Below are 16,890 nucleotides of genomic sequence, written 5' to 3'. Positions count from 1 at the left end.
CAGAGATAGTCCCGGTAAGTGCTTACTAACTAGTGAGCCCGCCCCTGATCGATGCCGATACCGGTTTGAGAGCGAATAAACTGCGCGCGGAACTTCTCCCGCTCCAGCTTACCTTCCGGCGTATTATCGGTAATCGAGAACAGCCAGATGCCGACAAACGCAATTAGAATAGAGAACAGCGCCGGGTATTCATACGGGAAGACCGCTTTTTCGTGGCCGAGGATCTGCACCCAGATAGTCGGGCCCAGAATCATCAGCACCACCGCAGTCAGCAGGCCGAGCCAGCCGCCGATCATGGCGCCGCGCGTGGTCAGCTTCGACCAGTACATCGACAGCAGGATAATCGGGAAGTTACAGCTCGCAGCAATGGAGAATGCCAGTCCCACCATAAAGGCAATATTCTGTTTCTCAAACAGAATACCCAGCAGGATAGCCACCACGCCCAGCACCAGAACGGTGATTTTCGACACTTTCAGCTCATCGCGTTCAGAAGCCCCTTTGCGGAAGACGTTGGCGTAAAGGTCGTGGGACACCGCCGAAGCGCCCGCCAGCGTTAACCCGGCCACAACCGCGAGGATGGTGGCGAAGGCAACCGCAGAGATAAAGCCGAGGAACAGGTTCCCGCCCACCGCGTCGGCAAGGTGAACCGCCGCCATATTGTTGCCGCCAATCAGCGCGCCCGCCGCGTCTTTAAACGCTGGGTTAGCACCTACTAACATGATGGCGCCAAAACCGATGATAAAGGTCAGAATGTAGAAGTAACCCATAAACCCGGTGGCGTAAAACACGCTTTTACGCGCTTCGCGGGCGTCGCTGACGGTGAAGAAACGCATCAAAATGTGCGGCAGGCCAGCGGTGCCGAACATCAGGCCGAGGCCCAGAGATAGCGCAGAAATTGGGTCTTTCACCAGCCCACCAGGGCTCATGATCGCCGCGCCTTTCGGGTGAACCGCCATTGCCTCGTTGAACAGGTTGTTGAAGCTGAAGCCGACGTGCTTCATCACCATAAACGCCATGAAACTTGCGCCGAAGAGCAGCAGCACGGCTTTGATAATTTGCACCCATGTCGTCGCCAGCATGCCGCCAAACAGCACGTACATCACCATCAGCACGCCCACCAATACCACGGCGACGTGGTAGTTGAGGCCGAACAGCAGCTCGATAAGTTTCCCGGCGCCAACCATCTGGGCGATGAGATAAAGGGCAACGACAACCAGCGAGCCACAGGCCGACAGCGTGCGGATTGGCCCCTGCTTGAGTCGGTAAGAGGCTACATCGGCGAAGGTATAGCGGCCCAGGTTACGCAGGCGCTCGGCAATCAGGAACAGGATAATCGGCCAGCCGACCAGGAAGCCCAGGGAGTAAATCAGGCCATCGTAGCCGGAAGTGTACACCAGCGCGGAAATCCCGAGGAACGAGGCCGCCGACATAAAGTCACCGGCAATCGCCAGGCCATTCTGGAAACCGGTAATGTTGCCGCCCGCGGTGTAATAGTCGCTGCGGGAGCGAACGCGCTTGGACGCCCAGTAAGTGATATACAGCGTCAGCGCGACGAAAATCAGGAACATGATGATCGCCTGCCAGTTAGTTGGCTGGCGCTGCACGTCGCCGGTTATGGCATCGGCGGCAAAGGCACCGGCAGGCAGCAGAGCGACAAAGGCCGCAAGAAAACGTTTCATTTAACCCCCACTTCACGCAGCACTTCGTTGTTCAGGCGGTCAAATTCGCCGTTAGCACGCCAGACATAAACCCCGGTGAGCAGGAAGGAAATAACGATCACGCCGATACCGATAGGAATGCCCCGCGTGACGCTGGTGCCGTCATGCAGCGGGGTGCCAAGCCATGCGGGAGCGAAGGCAATCAGCAAAATAAAACCAACGTAAATCACTAACATAATCAGTGACAGAAGGGCGGCAAACCGTTGCCTTTTGGAAACCAACTCCCTGAAATGCGCACTGCTTTCTATCCGCTGATAAATGGTGTCATTCATCACAGAATCTCCAGAGGTTTTTGTAGGTTTTTTATCCCCTCTCCCCTGTGGGGAGAGGGTTAGGGTGAGGGGAAAGGTACAGTACCCCGACCCTCTCCCTGTGCGGGAGAGGGGTAAAACAAGGTTACGAAGGTATGGTTAAGGCCTGTTTTTCTTCCAGCAGTTTTTCCACTACGCCCGGATCGGCAAGGGTGGAGGTATCGCCCAGGTTGCTGGTGTCGCCGGAGGCAATCTTGCGCAAAATACGGCGCATGATCTTGCCGGAACGGGTTTTCGGCAGCGAATCGGTCCAGTGCAGCACGTCCGGCGTGGCAAGCGGGCCAATCTCCTTCCGCACCCAGTTGCGCACCTCGGCGTACAGCTCCGGCGTCGGCTCTTCGCCGTGGTTCAGCGTCACGTAGGCGTAAATCGCCTGGCCTTTAATATTGTGCGGAATACCTACCACCGCGGCTTCGGCAATCTTCGGATGAGACACCAGCGCCGATTCAATCTCGGCGGTGCCCAGGCGGTGGCCGGATACGTTCAGCACGTCATCCACGCGGCCCGTGATCCAGTAATAGCCGTCTTCGTCACGGCGGGCGCCGTCGCCGCTGAAGTACATATTTTTGAAGGTGGAGAAATAAGTCTGCTCGAAGCGCTCGTGGTCCCCGAACAGCGTGCGCGCCTGGCCTGGCCAGGAGTCGGTAATGGTCAGATTGCCTTCGGTGGCACCCAGCTGCGGATTGCCTTCGTTATCCACCAATGCAGGCTGAACGCCAAAGAACGGTTGAGTCGCGGAGCCCGCTTTCAGCTCGGTCGCGCCGGGCAGCGGGGTGATCATAAAGCCGCCGGTTTCCGTCTGCCACCAGGTGTCCATCACCGGGCATTTCTCATTGCCGATGTGCTTCCAGTACCACTCCCAGGCTTCCGGGTTGATAGGCTCGCCCACGGAGCCAAGTATGCGCAGCGAAGAGCGATCGGTGCCTTCGGTGGCTTTGTCCCCTTCGGCCATCAGCGCGCGAATGGCGGTCGGGGCGGTGTAGAGGATATTCACTTTATGTTTGTCGACCACCTGCGCCATGCGGTTTGGCTTCGGCCAGTTAGGCACGCCCTCAAACATCAGCGTGATCGCGCCGCAGGCCAGCGGGCCGTAAAGCAGATAGCTGTGCCCGGTCACCCAGCCCACGTCGGCGGTACACCAGTAGACGTCGCCCGGATGGTAATCGAAGACATATTTAAAGGTGGTCGCGGCATACACCAGATAGCCGCCGGTGGTGTGCAGCACGCCTTTTGGCTTGCCGGTAGAGCCGGAGGTATAGAGGATGAACAGCGGATCTTCGGCGTTCATTTCCACCGGCTGGTGCTGGTCGCTGGCTTTCTCCGTCAGCTCGTGCCACCACAGGTCGCGGTTCTGGTGCCAGTCGATTTTGCCGCCGGTGCGCTTCAGGACGATAACGTGCTCAACGGTTTTCACATTTGGGTTTTTAAGCGCGTCGTCCACGTTCTTTTTCAGCGGAATTGAGCGCCCGGCCCGCACGCCCTCATCGGCGGTGATCACCAGGCGAGAGCTGGAGTCGATGATGCGCCCGGCTACGGCTTCCGGTGAGAAGCCGCCAAAGATGACTGAGTGCACGGCGCCAATGCGCGCGCAGGCCAGCATGGCAACGGCAGCTTCCGGCACCATTGGCATATAAATCGCGACAACATCGCCTTTCTTAATGCCCAGTTCGACCAAAGTGTTGGCAAAACGGCAGACATCGCGATGCAGCTCGCGATAAGTGATGTTTTTGCTCTGGGTTGCGTCATCCCCTTCCCAGATAATGGCGGTTTGATCGCCCCGTTCTTTCAGGTGCCGGTCGAGGCAGTTTGCGGCTAAATTAAGCGTGCCGTCCTCATACCACTTGATAGAGATGTTTCCCGGCGCAAACGAGGTGTTTTTCACCTTTTTGTACGGTTTGATCCAGTCGAGAATTTTCCCTTGTTCGCCCCAAAACGCATCCGGGTCCTGTATCGACTGTTGATACATGGCCTGGTACTGCTCCGGGTTTATCAGGCAATGGTCCGCAATGTTTGCGGGAATAGCGTGTTTGTGTACTTGGCTCATGGCTTTTTTTCTCCTTTAGGATGTTAATAATATGTCACACAAACGTTAATAGTAGGGGTATTGACAGCTTTGTTTACTTTTTGGGCGGCAGATCACGCATTAAAATAATTGCACAAAAATTGTTCAAACAGATGAATCATAAGAAATAATTACCTTTGGTACTTATTTCCAAAAACAAATAATGAAATTTTTTCCATAACAATAAGTTATATTCATATTCAGCTGCAAAATCCTGTTTATCTATGCAATGTAAGTGCATAACCCTGGAAATGAAGGGTTGCGCAGCAGGCTATCGGGATGGTACTGATACGGCGCTTTAAAAAACCCCGCTTAACACCTGATGTTTGTCATACCCCCTTTCAGTTTGTGACCTTCTCCTGAGTCAACAGCATGGGAATGGCGTTTTTTTGAGGAACTGTCGTCGTTATGAAAAACTTTAAAATGAGCCTGGCCTGGCAAATCTTGCTGGCGCTGGTGCTGGGCATTATCCTGGGAAGTTTTCTGCATTATCAAAGTGATAGCCGTGAGTGGCTGGTCGCTAACCTGCTGTCACCGGCGGGTGATATCTTTATCCACCTGATCAAAATGATCGTCGTGCCGATTGTGATCTCCACCCTGGTGGTCGGCATTGCGGGCGTTGGCGACGCCAAACAGCTTGGCCGCATCGGCGCTAAAACCATCATTTATTTCGAAGTGATCACGACGGTTGCCATCATTCTGGGCATTACGCTCGCGAATGTATTCCAGCCGGGCCACGGCATAGATATGTCGCAGCTTGCTACCGTGGATATTTCGAAATACCAGCATACGGCGCAGGATGTACAAAGCCATTCTCACGGCCTGATGGGCACTATTTTGTCGCTCGTGCCAACCAACATCGTGGCGTCAATGGCGAAAGGTGAGATGCTGCCGATCATCTTCTTCTCGGTGCTGTTTGGCCTGGGGCTGTCGTCGCTGCCCGCGACTCACCGCGAGCCGCTGGTGACCGTTTTCCGCTCCATCTCTGAAACCATGTTCAAAGTGACGCATATGGTGATGCGCTATGCGCCGGTGGGCGTTTTCGCGCTGATCTCTGTGACCGTGGCTAACTTTGGGTTTGCGTCGCTCTGGCCGCTGCTGAAGCTGGTGCTGCTGGTGTACGTGGCGATTGCCTTCTTTGCGCTGGTGGTGCTGGGCGCCGTGGCACGCCTGTGCGGGCTGAAAATCACTATTCTGATGCGCATCCTGAAAGATGAACTGATTCTGGCGTTTTCTACCGCCAGCTCCGAGAGCGTGCTGCCGCGCATCATCGAGAAGATGGAAGCCTATGGTGCTCCGGCGTCGATCACCAGCTTCGTGGTGCCGACCGGCTACTCGTTTAACCTGGATGGTTCCACGCTTTATCAGAGCATCGCGGCGATCTTTATCGCTCAGCTGTACGGTATTGAGCTGTCGCTGTGGCAGGAAATCATTCTGGTGCTGACGCTGATGGTGACCTCTAAGGGGATTGCCGGCGTGCCGGGTGTCTCCTTCGTGGTGCTGCTGGCCACGCTTGGCAGCGTCGGAATTCCGCTGGAAGGCCTGGCGTTTATTGCCGGGGTCGACCGTATTCTGGATATGGCGCGAACCGCGCTGAACGTGGTCGGCAACGCGCTGGCGGTGCTGGTTATCGCCAAGTGGGAGCATAAATTCGACCATAAAAAAGCTCAGGCCTATGAGCGCGAGCTTTTTGGGAAGTTTGACAGTAAGGCGAATAGTTAAGTAAATACCTCTCTCAGAACAGCTAAAAGCCTGTTGTGGGGGAGGTATATGTTATTTCGCAATATTGCCCTTAACTTGTTGCGCTTTTTGCTCTGAAGATTTCAAACAGGTCAACGGAATCCTTGCCGATTTTTTATAAAAGAATATGGCGGCGGCTATTGCCTCAGAAAGACCTGGCTCGATGACTTTGAATGTGGCCTTGAAGCTTTTGTACCTTGAGCACAGGGAATTGAATATTTCATAAACACCGGTTACGCACGATATCAATGGCGTTCCAGGCTTCGGGCATATCGGAAGCCCCCAGCTCCGCTATGCAAAAATTACCTGGAAGTATTGCGATGGGAACGCCATCTTTATCGATGCCTGGAGCGAACGAGCGGTATCCAGGTAATGTAGGGGATTAAGCCCCTAATCATAAAGCCAGCGGCCTGCTTTTGCTGATTCCGCGAACATTCGGACAGTTAAAGGCCGTTTGGTTTGCTTAATGGGCGTGCGGGTAAACCACTTACGAAAAAACCATTCAAGTTTCCACGGATAGTAATGCGTCATATCCATCCCGGACACATCAATCCCAAAAACTTCATCATATTTTTCTATCGCGTCACCCAACTCGTCATCAGGGGCATAGCCCTGTAGTGGTGTGTCCATTTCTATAGGGATTGGCTTCATAGCTAACGTGGTCATTAGCGAGAGTTCTCCCCGGAAAAACGCCAATACCTCGTCATCAGTCACCATATTTTATCGTTGCCCCGGGCTATTCTGTTGTAATGTGATGTGGCTTTATAGACGATAGTGGCCACGTCACTAGCCAAAAGAACCCAGCCAAGAACGGGAACCGCCCGCCCAACAAATTTACCCAAATTATTCACCCACATTGGTTTTAAATACCGAAGACTTGCATTGGTAAAGGTCGGCAACCGAAAAGGTAATTCAACATCAAGTAAGATCCAGAAGAACAATTCCCCAGCAGAAATGTTGCTTACGCCTTTATAAAAATATGTGCCATTGCGTTCTTCAACCGTATCCATATCAGCTTTCTCCCTTTGATGAATTTCAACATTAAACCACATTTTTAATATGGTTTAATGTTGGGCGAAATGATTCAGATATTTCACGGTTTAGGCAAAAATAAAGCCCGCTATGTGCGCGGGCTTTACGCTGGGACTCGTGCTCCCCGTTTACCCCATCGCGCTTTCGCGCAGCCGGGCCTTCAGCTTATTGTACTCATCAATCACATACTGCTCGGCGGCCTGCTGGTCGACGATCGGCTCGACGCGCACGGCGCAGTACTTGTACTCCGGCGTTTTTGTTATCGGGCTCAGGTTCTCCGTCACCAGCTCATTACAGGCGCCAATCCACCACTGATAGGTCATGTACACCGCGCCTTTATTCGGACGCTCGCTGACCGCTGCCCGGGTAATGACCCGGCCTTTGCGCGAACTCACCCAAATCAACGCTTCATCCTCAATGCCCAGCCGGGCGGCATCTTCGACGTGGATTTGTGCATAACCCGGTTCATCGGCCAGCGCTGCCAGCGCCGCACAGTTGCCGGTCATGGAACGGCAAGAGTAGTGGCCCACTTCGCGCACCGTGGAAAGTACCATCGGATACTCGTCGGTGACGCGATCGATAGGTGGTGCCCAGTCGCAGGTGAAGAACTGCCCCAGCCCGCCGGGGCGCTCGAACTTGCTCTCATACAGATAAGAGGTGCCCCGATCCGCGTCGGAAGTGTCCCGGCAAGGCCACTGGATATAGCCCAGCTCGCCCATCTTCTCGTAGGTTGCCCCATAGAAGTCCGGGCACAGATGGCGCAGCTCGTCCCAGATTTCCTGGGTATTGCGATAGTGCATTGGGTAGCCCATGCGGGTGGCGATTTCGCTGATAATCTGCCAGTCCGTTTTAAGATCCCACTTCGGCTCAACCGCTTTAAAGAAGCGCTGGAAGCCGCGGTCGGCGGCGGTGAAGACGCCTTCATGCTCGCCCCACGAGGTGGACGGTAAAATAACGTCGGCCTCGGCGGCGGTTTTGGTCATGAAGATGTCCTGCACAATGACCAGCTCAAGCCCGGCAAACGCTTTGCGCACGGCGGAAAGCTCGGCGTCGGTCTGGAGCGGATCCTCCCCCATAATATAGGCCGCGCGCACTTCACCGTGCTCGACCCTGTGCGGCAGTTCGCTGATGCGGTAACCGTTAGCTTCCGGCAGCGCGTCAACGCCCCAGGCTGCAGCAAATTTGCTGCGTGTTGCCGCGTCACGAACGTACTGGTTGCCGGGGAACATATCCGGCAGCGCGCCCATATCGCAGGCACCCTGCACGTTGTTCTGGCCGCGAACCGGGTTCACGCCCACGTTAGGCTTGCCGAGGTTGCCGGTCATCAGCGCCAGGCTGGTGAGCGAGCGCACGGTTTCCACGCCCTGGTAGAACTGGGTTACGCCCATGCCCCACAGGATGGTGGCCGTCTTGGCTTTGGCGTACATGCGCGCCGCCGCACGGATTTCCCCGGCGCTGACGCCAGTGATTTCCTCAACGGATTCCGGCGTGTAGCCTTCAACAATTTTGCGATACTCCTCGAAGCCCTCGGTACGAGAAGCGACGAAAGCGTGGTCGTAAAGATTCTCTTCAATAATGACGTGGCCAATCGCATTCAGCAGCGTGATGTTTGAGCCGTTACGTAACCTTAAATGCATGTCGGCAATGCGCGCGGTTTCAATTTTGCGCGGATCGACAACGATAATCTGAGCCCCTTTCTGCTTCGCTTTAATCACGCGATTCGCCACAATAGGGTGCGAATCTGCCGGGTTGTACCCGAACACAAAGACTAAATCCGTATCCTCAATCTCAACGATGGAGTTACTCATCGCGCCATTCCCGACCGACTGGTGCAGACCTGCAACCGATGGGCCGTGTCAGACACGTGCGCAGCAATCGACGTTATTGGTTCCAATAACGGCGCGCGCAAATTTTTGCATCACATAGTTGGTTTCGTTACCGGTTCCGCGTGAGGAGCCGGTGGTTTGAATGGCGTTCGGGCCATATTTAGCCTTGATCTCGCTCAGGCGTGAGCTGACGTAATCCAGGGCTTCATCCCAGGAAACGGCTTCCAGCTTGCCGCCGCGCTCGCGGCGAATCATCGGGGTTTTCAGGCGCGGAGTGAGGATTTTGGTGTCGGTGATAAAATCCCAACCGTAATATCCCTTCAGGCACAGGTCGCCCTGGTTGGTTTTACCCTGTGCGCCTTCCGCCTTGACGATTTTGCCGTTATCCACCACCAGGTTTATCTTGCAACCCGAGGCGCAATAGGGGCAAACCGTGACGACTTTTTTCATCATGTTGCTCCAGTCAATGCTGTCATTTAAGTACGGCGATAAATGCAAACCGCCTTGCTGCGCCACTCAATGCATTATCTATGCCATATAGAGTGAGTGGGTATTGGTGCGGGGCTGGCGGGTATCTGGCGAGCGGGCTGACGAAAGGCCGGGGGATTTCGTCATAAATGACGTGTCGAACTGACGGCCATTTGTGACAGTGATAGAAAATTCTGCACGGATTTGTGTTCTTTCTGCGGCGCGCAATCAACAATCGCTCACACTAAAAGAACCTCCTCCCCTCCGGAGAAAATAATGAAACCTGCAATCCTGGTGGTGGACGACGACAAGGCCATTTGCGACGTGCTGCGCGATGTGCTCAGTGAACACGTTTTTGATGTGCTGGTATGCCATAGCGGCAATGAAGCGCTGCATATTGTGGCGGCAGAGCCTTCCGTTGCGCTTATTTTGCTGGACATGATGCTGCCGGATACCAACGGCCTGCTGGTGCTCCAGCAGGTGCAGAAACTGCGTCCCTCCCTGCCGGTGGTGATGCTGACCGGCATGGGCAGCGAGTCCGACGTGGTGGTGGGCCTGGAAATGGGCGCCGATGACTACATCGCCAAACCGTTTAATGGCCGCGTAGTGGTGGCGCGAGTCAAAGCGGTGCTGAGGCGCAGCGGGGCGCTAGCCGTAGAAAGTAGCCCGACCAAAACCAGCGGGCTGCAGTTTAACGGCTGGCGGCTGGACACCGACCGCTGCCAGTTGATGAATGCTCAGCAACAGCAGGTTGATCTCACTCAGGGAGAATATGGTCTGCTGCTTTCCCTGGTACAGAACGCGAGGAAAGTGTTGTCCAGGGAGAAGCTGCTTGAGCTCACCCACAGCGAAAGCCTCGAAGTGTTCGACCGCACCATCGACGTATTAATCATGCGCCTGCGGCGTAAAATTGAAGTTAACCCGCACCAGCCCACGCTAATTCGCACCATCCGCGGCGTGGGCTACGTTTTTGCCGCCGACATCACCCACGGCGAAAACAATGTGGTTTAGCGGTTATTTCCCTGCTGAAAAATAGCGGGCGGGTGAAGTGCCAAAGGCATTTTTGAACATATGAATAAAATTGCCCGGCGACGCATAGCCCAGCCAGTCTGAAACCTCCGCCACCGACATCCCCTGTGCCAGTTTATCCAGCCCGTGGGTCAGCCGAACCTGCCTGCGCCACTGGGCAAAATTCAGGCCCGTTTCCGCCACAAAAAGGCGACGCAGAGTGCGGGGTGAAAGCGCCCCGAATGTCGCCCACGCTTCAAATGTCCGCTCATCGCCGGGGTTGGCGAGTAGTGCAGAAGCCACTTTTTTCAGCCGGTTGTCCGTCGGCATCGGCAAGTGCAGCGCTTCGTGCGGGGCCCGGCAAATCTCATCGTAAATAACGGCGGCCATACGCTGATGTTCCGGCTCGGGTTTTGCCTGCTTATCCCATTCGCAGGCGCGACGGGCGAGCGCGTGAAGCACCTCCGAAACGGCAATCACGCAGGGCTTTTCCGGCAACCCCGGGCAGCTTTCAGGCGCAATCAGCAGCGTCCAGCCTTTCACGGCTCCGCTGATGCTGACCCTGTGGGTGACGCCAGGCGGCAGCCAGCTGGCGCGATGGGGCGGCAAAAACCAGGCTCCTTCAGCGGTGTGAACGTGCAGTAAACCAGACTCCACGTAAAAAACCTGGCCGCGCAGGTGCTGGTGCCAGGCCACCTCCCGCGTGCCGAGCAGATATTCACTTTCAGGGGCGACGCTGCCTTCAAGAGCAATCAGCGGCGGGCCGCTAAGCCATTCGCTGTAATCGGGGGCTGGTGGCTGAGGAGGATTTTTTATCATGGCCGGTTTTCACTATTTTTCGTCCGTATAACGTTATCCTTGCGCCGGTGAGCCGTGCAACTCTTTTGTGGAACCAGAACAAACCACAGGGGAAGCCTCATGAGTACTTCAGACGTTGCAATTATTGGTGCGGGGCTGGGCGGGCTGGCGCTTGCTCAGGGTCTGAAAAATCACGGAATTAGCGCCACCATTTACGAGGCGGATCCGGCGCCCGACAGCCGTATCCAGGGCTACCGGATTAGAATCGACGCCCAAGGGCAGCAGGCACTTGCCAGGGTGTTGCCTCCTGCGCTTTATCAGCTTTTCCGGCAAACGGCCTCGGTAGCCAGCACGGAAGGGTATTTTCTGGATCGCGCCGGGCATGAGGCCAATGGCCGTCAGCCTGAAGGCTGGCATCAGGCCGGGCAAAACGCCGATCTCGCGCCAGATTTAAGCATTCATCGCCAGACGCTGCGGGAAATCCTGCTGTGCGGCCTCGAAGGGACTCTGCGCTGCGGCCACACCTTTGAAGGTTACCATCAGGCAAGTGAAGGCCGGGTAGGGCTACGGTTTGCTCATATGGCTGACGCAAGCTGCAAGCTTCTGGTTGGCGCGGACGGCGTAAATTCCCGGGTCAGGGCACAGCTTGCCCCTGATGCCGGACCGGCGGATTCCGTTTATCTCTGCCTGTATGGTAAAAGCGCTTTAACGGCAGAAAAGGCCGAATATGAAGGCACCAGCGTAGTGTTTTGCGACGGGTTCAGCGCCATTATTGATGAAATGCGCTTTCGGCAGGATTTTACGGCGCTCGCGGCAAAGGCGGGTTTTAACGGCAGTCTCACGCAGACCGAAGATTATCTTTACTGGGCGCTGATAGGCCCTGGCTCGCGGTTAGCTGTTCCCTTAGATAGCTTGTCTCTTCCTCCGATGCTGCAAAAGCTTATACAACGGACTTGGCCAGAACATATTGCGACCTTGTCGGTTCGCTACGGCAATCCGGACATCGCCTGGCAGCCCGGAAACGTTACGCTGCTGGGCGATGCCGTCCACGCCATGAGCCCCGCAGGCGGAATTGGCGCGAATACTGCGCTGAGAGATGCCGCCGATCTGGCTGCCATGCTTCACGGCAAAGGTCTGTCCGGTATAGTTGATTATGAACGCCTGATGCTTGCCAGAGGCAAAGCGGCCGTGGCAGATTCTGCGGCGGCGGCCGCGAAGCTTTCCGGCTAAATAAACTGCCGGTATTCATGGCATAAAAGCAGCGTCGGGGCGGCATCTTCAGTGAGGGTGCTGAAGCGCTCAAGTGGTTTTAAAAAGCGATTGTCGTGGTCGTCATCGTTGACCATCGATACTTCGCCGACCAGTACGTCGCCATAGCCCGGTTCACCCCAAAAGCTGTGGTACATCTCGGGCACCAGGCTGATGCTTTCTCCGGGCGATAAGCGCAGCTGGCTGCCCGCCGCGTGCGTCTGGCGGCAGCCGTCAATCACCACCGTAATGTCCGTTTCGTCAGGTTGTTCAAAGGGATCTGACTGCCACAGTTCGACAATCAAGTTACCGCCACCGCGGTTGATGATGTCTTCCTGCTTGCTCCAGTGAAAATGCATCGGCGTCATCTGGTTATCACGCACGTGCATGACTTTCTCGGCGTAGGATTTGGCGTAGGGCGCGCCTTCCGGGGAACCATTGCGTAGAGTAAATAGCGTCAGACCCATGGTCAGGAAGTCGCTGCTGCCGAAGTCGGTGATGTCCCACCCTAGCTTCAGATCAAAGACTTCCTGCCAGCTGCGGGGGTTAACCTGCATCCATTTTTGCGGCGAGAAGCTGGCGAATGGGGGCAGTTGTACCCCGTGGCGGGCAAAAAACTGCCGGGTTTCATTCAGGTACTGATTGACCTCGGAGCGTTTCATCTGGCCTTCCTTTGATGTGGACCCTCACCCTAACCCTCTCCCTGGAGGGAGAGGGGACTGGCGGTGTTCTGATTCAACCGGAGAGGATAAACCCTCGCCCTAACCCCGGAAGGGAGAGAGGACTAACGATTTTCTCCCTCTCCCCTTTGGGGAGAGGGCCGGGGTGAGGGGCAAATTATTTCACCGTCCACCCTTTGTAGCTGCCGATATTGCTCTTATCGATCATTGTCACCGGGATCAGCACCGGGCCTTTCGGCGCGGGTTTGCCCTGCAAAATGTCATAGCCGATCTCGACCGCTTTCGCCGCCATCACCTGCGGATCCTGGGCCGGGGTCGCCACAAACAGCGAGCTGCCGCCGCGCTTCAGGGCTTCTTCGCCGTCCGGGCTGCCGTCCACACCGACAATAAAGAACTCGCTACGTTGAGCCTGTTTGGCCGCCAGATCGGCCCCGATCGCCGTCGGATCGTTGATCGCAAACACGCCGTCGATCTTCGGATTCGCCGCCAGCAGCGAGGTCATCACTTCCAGGCCACCTTCGCGGCTGCCCTTAGCATTCTGGTTAGACGAAAGGATCTTAATGTCCGGGTGTTTTTTGAATTCGGTTTCGCAGCCCTCAACGCGGTTCTGCACGGCGGAAACTGGCGGCCCGTTGATGATCACCACGTTGCCTTTGTCTTTCAGGCGATCCGAAATGTACTTACAAGCCATTTGCCCGGCCTGGGTGTTATCGGAGGTGATCGTGGCATCGGCCCCGTCCGCCGCAACGTCCACCGCCACAACGACGATCCCGGCGTCTTTCGCGCGTTTTACCGCCGGGCCGATCCCTTTGGAATCCGCGGCGTTAAGGATGATCATATCCACCTTCGCGGCGATGAAGTTGTCGATCTGCGCCACCTGCTGGCCAAGATCGTAGCCGCTGGAGACCAGCGTCACCTTCACGTTGTCGCCGGCGAGCTTACGGGCTTCCAGCTCGGCACCTTTGGTGATCTGCACGAAGAACGGGTTGGCGAGGTCGCCCACCGTCACGCCGATCGACTTTAACTCTTTCGCCTGGGCAAACGGCGCGCCTGCGATCATTGCACCAGCCAGTAACGCAGTAACTATAGGTTTCAAACGCATGCTGTTTTCCTCACTCGTAGGGTAGGGTTTTGTTGTTATGCACTTTGATTGTGACGGGTACGGTATTTGTCGATCAGCACCGCTATGATGATCACCGCCCCTTTGATCACCAATTGCCAGAAATAGGAGACGCCCATCAGCGTCATGCCGTTGTTGAGCGTGGCGATAATCAGCGCCCCCACCAGCGTGCCGGTGATGGTGCCAATCCCGCCCACGAAACTGGTTCCGCCGAGGATAACGGCGGCGATAGCGTCCAGCTCATAGCCCACGCCGAGGTTACCGTTGGCGCTGTAAAGACGCGACGCACTCATGATGCCGCCCAGGCCGGAAAGCAGCCCGCTCATGCCGTACACAAACAGCAGCACCATCCACACTTTGATACCGGTCAGGCGTGCCGCCTGCATGTTGCCACCCACCGCGTAGATATGAACGCCCAACGTGGTGCGGCGCAAAATGAACCAGCACACCGCAATCACCAGCAGGGCGATAACCACCAGCCACGGCACCGGGCCGAGATAGGCGTTACCAATCCACTCGAAATTGATGTTGGAGTTAATCACCGTTGTGCCGTCGGCCAGCAGATACGCCGCGCCGCGCAGCGCGGTATAGGTCCCAAGCGTGACAATAAACGGCGGTAGCCCCGCCCAGGCGACCAGCATGCCGTTAAACAACCCCAGCCCGGTGCCCATCAGCAGCGCCGCCGGAATCGACAGGCCTTCCCAGCCGGGCATCAGCGACACGACCATCGCCGTGACTGCGGTGGTGCCGAGGATGGAGCCGACGGACAGGTCGATGCCGCCGGTCAGAATGATGAAGGTCATCCCCGCCGCCAGCACGATGTTAATGGATGACTGCCGGGCGATGTTGAGCAGATTAGACTCGGTAAAGAAGTTAGGTGCCACAAAGCCAAAGACGGCGATGATCAGCACCAGAATCGGCAAAATGCCGACGGTTTGCATCAAATCGCCGAACAGGGCTTTTTTGAGTGAGGCGGATTTCGCCACCGGTTGCGTGCCTGAGTTAGTCATGGGAAACCTCTTTCTTATGGGCCTCGGTCACGCCGGTAGCCAGGGTCATAATATTTTCTTGCGTAATGTCGTGGCGCAGCAGCTCGCCGGCAATGCTGCCTTCGCGCATGACATACACCCGGTCGCTCATGCCCACTACTTCGGGCAGCTCGCTGGAAATCATTAAAATGGCCACGCCCTGGCGGGCCAGCTGGTTCATGATGCGGTAAATCTCGCTTTTAGCCCCTACGTCCACGCCGCGCGTAGGCTCGTCGAGGATCAGGATGCGCGGGCCAATGGCAACCCAGCGGGAAATCAGCAGTTTTTGCTGGTTGCCGCCGGACAGACCCCCGGCGCGAACCTGCGCGTGTGGGACGCGAATATTCAGCAGGCTGATGGCGTCGTCGGAAATGGTCTGGGCTTTTTTGCGGTCGAGCATGCCGAAGTGGGCGTCACGCTCCAGCGTGGCCATGGTGATGTTGTCCTGCGCGGCCAGCTCAAGGAACAGCCCCTGCTCTTTGCGGTTTTCGGTCAGGAAGCCAATGCCGTGCTGAATCGCCTCGCGTGGTGAGTGAAGCGTCACCGGCTCGCCGTCGATCTCAATCGATCCGCCCGTAGGTTTGCGCACGCCGAAGATCAGCTGCGCCAGTTCCGAACGTCCCGCGCCAACCAGCCCCGCCAGGCCGACTATTTCCCCGGAACGCACGTGCAGGCTCACCGGCTGCACTTTGCCGCTGTCCGTCAGGTGATGAACGTTCAGGCGAGGGCTGCCCAGCGGGATATCGCGCTCTTTGTTAAACAGGTCGCTAAGGGGCCGGCCCACCATCATTTTCACCAGCTCGCTGGCGTTCAGGTTTTCGCGCGTCAGGCTGCCGACATACTGGCCGTCGCGCAGGACGCTGACCCGGTCAGAAAGCTCATAAATCTCCGCCATGCGGTGGCTGATGTAGATAATCGCCATGCCTTCATCGCGCAGGCGGAAAATCAGCTCAAACAGGCGATGCGTTTCGCGAGAGGAGAGGGCGGCGGTGGGTTCATCCATCACCAGAATGCGGCTGTTGCGCTGGAGCGCGCGGGCAATCTCAACCTGCTGCTGCTCGGCAATGGTGAGCTTCATCACGAGGTCGGTGGCTTTAAACTGCGCCCCGAGGCGGTCAATCACCGCCTGCGCCTGCTGCGCCATCTCTTTACGTTGCACGAGGCCGCCGCGCGCCAGTTCGCTGCCGAGGAAAATATTCTCTGCGACGGTAAGGTTTGGCGCGAGCTGCATTTCCTGATAAATCAGCGTGATGCCCGCATTGAGGGCATCTTTAGGGCCTTTGATGGCGTAGGGTTCACCGTCAATCAGCACTTCGCCGCTGGTGGCGATGTAAGCCCCGGCGAGGATCTTCATCAGGGTACTTTTGCCCGCGCCGTTCTCGCCCATTAACGCATGAATTTCACTGGGAAAGACCGTTAAATCAACGCCTTTTAGCGCATAAAATTTGCCAAAAGACTTGGCAATATTGCGCATTTCCAGAATGGGGACTCTGCTCATGGTGCGGCGCCTGTGATGGTTATTTATAAGGCCAGTCAACCACGCGCCGGTAAATGCAAAATGTCAGCCGCCGTTCATATTTGTCATAGAGTTGAATAGTTAACCTGGATCACATTCCCGGTGTGGAAATATTTATCAAAATCCGTGCAATGCTTAACTGGAGTGAATGTGTGACCCTCACCCCGGCCCTCTCCCTGAAAGGGAGAGGGGGAAAGGCGGCGCGCTATTCTTTGTCCCCGCCCATATTGAGGAGAGATTGCCCTCTTTTTCCCAATGCCATTCGGGGAGAGGCTATCCCCTTTTTCCCTGTGCCACTTAGGGAGAGGTTACCCCCTTTTTTCCCTCTCCCCTCT

General features: G+C 56.3%; 14 protein-coding genes. 3 read left to right on the top strand and 11 right to left on the bottom strand.

Going from position 1 to position 16,890, the window contains the following annotated elements; all coding sequences use genetic code 11:
* Positions 1 to 29: 29 nt before the first annotated feature.
* The 3 genes from actP to acs all read right to left on the bottom strand — a co-directional run bounded on the left by actP (position 30) and on the right by acs (position 4,073).
* On the bottom strand, positions 30 to 1,679 hold the full coding sequence (gene actP, locus F3J29_RS15675) for a cation/acetate symporter ActP (RefSeq protein WP_166867406.1): 1,650 nt from the start codon (positions 1,677 to 1,679) through the stop codon (positions 30 to 32).
* The gene (locus F3J29_RS15670; RefSeq protein WP_039289387.1) at positions 1,676 to 1,990 is read right to left on the bottom strand and encodes a DUF485 domain-containing protein; all 315 of its coding nucleotides are present in this window, start codon (positions 1,988 to 1,990) and stop codon (positions 1,676 to 1,678) included. Before F3J29_RS15670 ends, actP begins: the two co-directional genes overlap by 4 nt.
* 124 nt (positions 1,991 to 2,114) lie before the next feature.
* Positions 2,115 to 4,073, bottom strand: coding sequence for an acetate--CoA ligase (gene acs, locus F3J29_RS15665; RefSeq protein WP_166867404.1), 1,959 nt, complete (start codon positions 4,071 to 4,073; stop codon positions 2,115 to 2,117).
* Between the two features lie 426 nt (positions 4,074 to 4,499).
* On the opposite strand from acs, the gene gltP reads away from it, so the two are divergent.
* A complete protein-coding gene (gene gltP, locus F3J29_RS15660) occupies positions 4,500 to 5,813 on the top strand; it encodes a glutamate/aspartate:proton symporter GltP (protein ID WP_166867402.1) in 1,314 nt (437 codons plus the stop codon).
* Positions 5,814 to 6,221: 408 nt separating this feature from the next.
* Here gltP and F3J29_RS15655 read toward each other — a convergent pair whose 3' ends face one another.
* The 3 genes from F3J29_RS15655 to fdhF all read right to left on the bottom strand — a co-directional run bounded on the left by F3J29_RS15655 (position 6,222) and on the right by fdhF (position 9,139).
* Entirely contained in the window at positions 6,222 to 6,548 is a 327-nt protein-coding gene (locus F3J29_RS15655) for a DUF1493 family protein (protein ID WP_166867400.1), read from the bottom strand.
* Positions 6,542 to 6,841, bottom strand: a complete 300-nt coding sequence (locus F3J29_RS15650) for an STM2901 family protein (RefSeq protein WP_166867399.1) — start codon at positions 6,839 to 6,841, stop codon at positions 6,542 to 6,544. Before F3J29_RS15650 ends, F3J29_RS15655 begins: the two co-directional genes overlap by 7 nt.
* 150 nt (positions 6,842 to 6,991) lie before the next feature.
* A complete protein-coding gene (gene fdhF, locus F3J29_RS15645; RefSeq protein WP_166867551.1) occupies positions 6,992 to 9,139 on the bottom strand; it encodes a formate dehydrogenase subunit alpha in 2,148 nt (715 codons plus the stop codon).
* A 294-nt stretch (positions 9,140 to 9,433) separates the two neighbouring features.
* On the opposite strand from fdhF, the gene F3J29_RS15640 reads away from it, so the two are divergent.
* Complete coding sequence (locus F3J29_RS15640) at positions 9,434 to 10,168, top strand: response regulator (RefSeq protein WP_166867397.1); 735 nt, start codon at positions 9,434 to 9,436, stop codon at positions 10,166 to 10,168.
* 3 nt (positions 10,169 to 10,171) lie between these two features.
* Here F3J29_RS15640 and F3J29_RS15635 read toward each other — a convergent pair whose 3' ends face one another.
* Positions 10,172 to 10,984 (bottom strand): AraC family transcriptional regulator, encoded by an 813-nt coding sequence (locus F3J29_RS15635; protein WP_166867395.1) that lies wholly within the window; start codon positions 10,982 to 10,984, stop codon positions 10,172 to 10,174.
* A 99-nt stretch (positions 10,985 to 11,083) separates the two neighbouring features.
* Between F3J29_RS15635 and F3J29_RS15630 the strand changes: the two genes are divergently transcribed.
* A complete protein-coding gene (locus F3J29_RS15630) occupies positions 11,084 to 12,193 on the top strand; it encodes an FAD-dependent oxidoreductase (RefSeq protein ID WP_166867549.1) in 1,110 nt (369 codons plus the stop codon).
* Here F3J29_RS15630 and F3J29_RS15625 read toward each other — a convergent pair.
* The 4 genes from F3J29_RS15625 to F3J29_RS15610 form a co-directional block, all read right to left on the bottom strand.
* Positions 12,190 to 12,873, bottom strand: coding sequence for a D-lyxose/D-mannose isomerase (locus tag F3J29_RS15625; RefSeq protein ID WP_166867394.1), 684 nt, complete (start codon positions 12,871 to 12,873; stop codon positions 12,190 to 12,192). The genes F3J29_RS15630 and F3J29_RS15625 overlap by 4 nt on opposite strands.
* Positions 12,874 to 13,048: 175 nt before the next feature.
* Complete coding sequence (locus F3J29_RS15620) at positions 13,049 to 13,993, bottom strand: ABC transporter substrate-binding protein (RefSeq protein WP_085541306.1); 945 nt, start codon at positions 13,991 to 13,993, stop codon at positions 13,049 to 13,051.
* A 35-nt stretch (positions 13,994 to 14,028) separates the two neighbouring features.
* Positions 14,029 to 15,021 carry an ABC transporter permease subunit gene (locus tag F3J29_RS15615; RefSeq protein WP_008455753.1) on the bottom strand — a complete coding sequence of 331 codons (993 nt, stop codon included), beginning with the start codon at positions 15,019 to 15,021 and terminating at the stop codon, positions 14,029 to 14,031.
* Positions 15,014 to 16,537 carry a sugar ABC transporter ATP-binding protein gene (locus F3J29_RS15610; protein ID WP_166867392.1) on the bottom strand — a complete coding sequence of 508 codons (1,524 nt, stop codon included), beginning with the start codon at positions 16,535 to 16,537 and terminating at the stop codon, positions 15,014 to 15,016. Before F3J29_RS15610 ends, F3J29_RS15615 begins: the two co-directional genes overlap by 8 nt.
* Positions 16,538 to 16,890: the final 353 nt, after the last annotated feature.

The sequence above is a fragment of the Enterobacter sp. Cy-643 genome, assembly GCF_011752815.1.
Classification (GTDB): domain Bacteria; phylum Pseudomonadota; class Gammaproteobacteria; order Enterobacterales; family Enterobacteriaceae; genus Cedecea.
This window is presented reverse-complemented; position numbering and strand designations above follow the sequence as displayed.

Excerpts from the sequence above, each read along its gene's own strand:
- actP (WP_166867406.1), bottom strand. The coding sequence starts at position 1,679 with ATGAAACGTTTTCTTGCGGCCTTTGTCGCTCTGCTGCCTGCCGGTGCC.
- F3J29_RS15670 (WP_039289387.1), bottom strand. The coding sequence starts at position 1,990 with ATGAATGACACCATTTATCAGCGGATAGAAAGCAGTGCGCATTTCAGG.
- acs (WP_166867404.1), bottom strand. The coding sequence starts at position 4,073 with ATGAGCCAAGTACACAAACACGCTATTCCCGCAAACATTGCGGACCAT.
- gltP (WP_166867402.1), top strand. The coding sequence starts at position 4,500 with ATGAAAAACTTTAAAATGAGCCTGGCCTGGCAAATCTTGCTGGCGCTG.
- F3J29_RS15655 (WP_166867400.1), bottom strand. The coding sequence starts at position 6,548 with ATGGTGACTGATGACGAGGTATTGGCGTTTTTCCGGGGAGAACTCTCG.
- F3J29_RS15650 (WP_166867399.1), bottom strand. The coding sequence starts at position 6,841 with ATGGATACGGTTGAAGAACGCAATGGCACATATTTTTATAAAGGCGTA.
- F3J29_RS15640 (WP_166867397.1), top strand. The coding sequence starts at position 9,434 with ATGAAACCTGCAATCCTGGTGGTGGACGACGACAAGGCCATTTGCGAC.
- F3J29_RS15635 (WP_166867395.1), bottom strand. The coding sequence starts at position 10,984 with ATGATAAAAAATCCTCCTCAGCCACCAGCCCCCGATTACAGCGAATGG.
- F3J29_RS15630 (WP_166867549.1), top strand. The coding sequence starts at position 11,084 with ATGAGTACTTCAGACGTTGCAATTATTGGTGCGGGGCTGGGCGGGCTG.
- F3J29_RS15625 (WP_166867394.1), bottom strand. The coding sequence starts at position 12,873 with ATGAAACGCTCCGAGGTCAATCAGTACCTGAATGAAACCCGGCAGTTT.
- F3J29_RS15620 (WP_085541306.1), bottom strand. The coding sequence starts at position 13,993 with ATGCGTTTGAAACCTATAGTTACTGCGTTACTGGCTGGTGCAATGATC.
- F3J29_RS15615 (WP_008455753.1), bottom strand. The coding sequence starts at position 15,021 with ATGACTAACTCAGGCACGCAACCGGTGGCGAAATCCGCCTCACTCAAA.
- F3J29_RS15610 (WP_166867392.1), bottom strand. The coding sequence starts at position 16,537 with ATGAGCAGAGTCCCCATTCTGGAAATGCGCAATATTGCCAAGTCTTTT.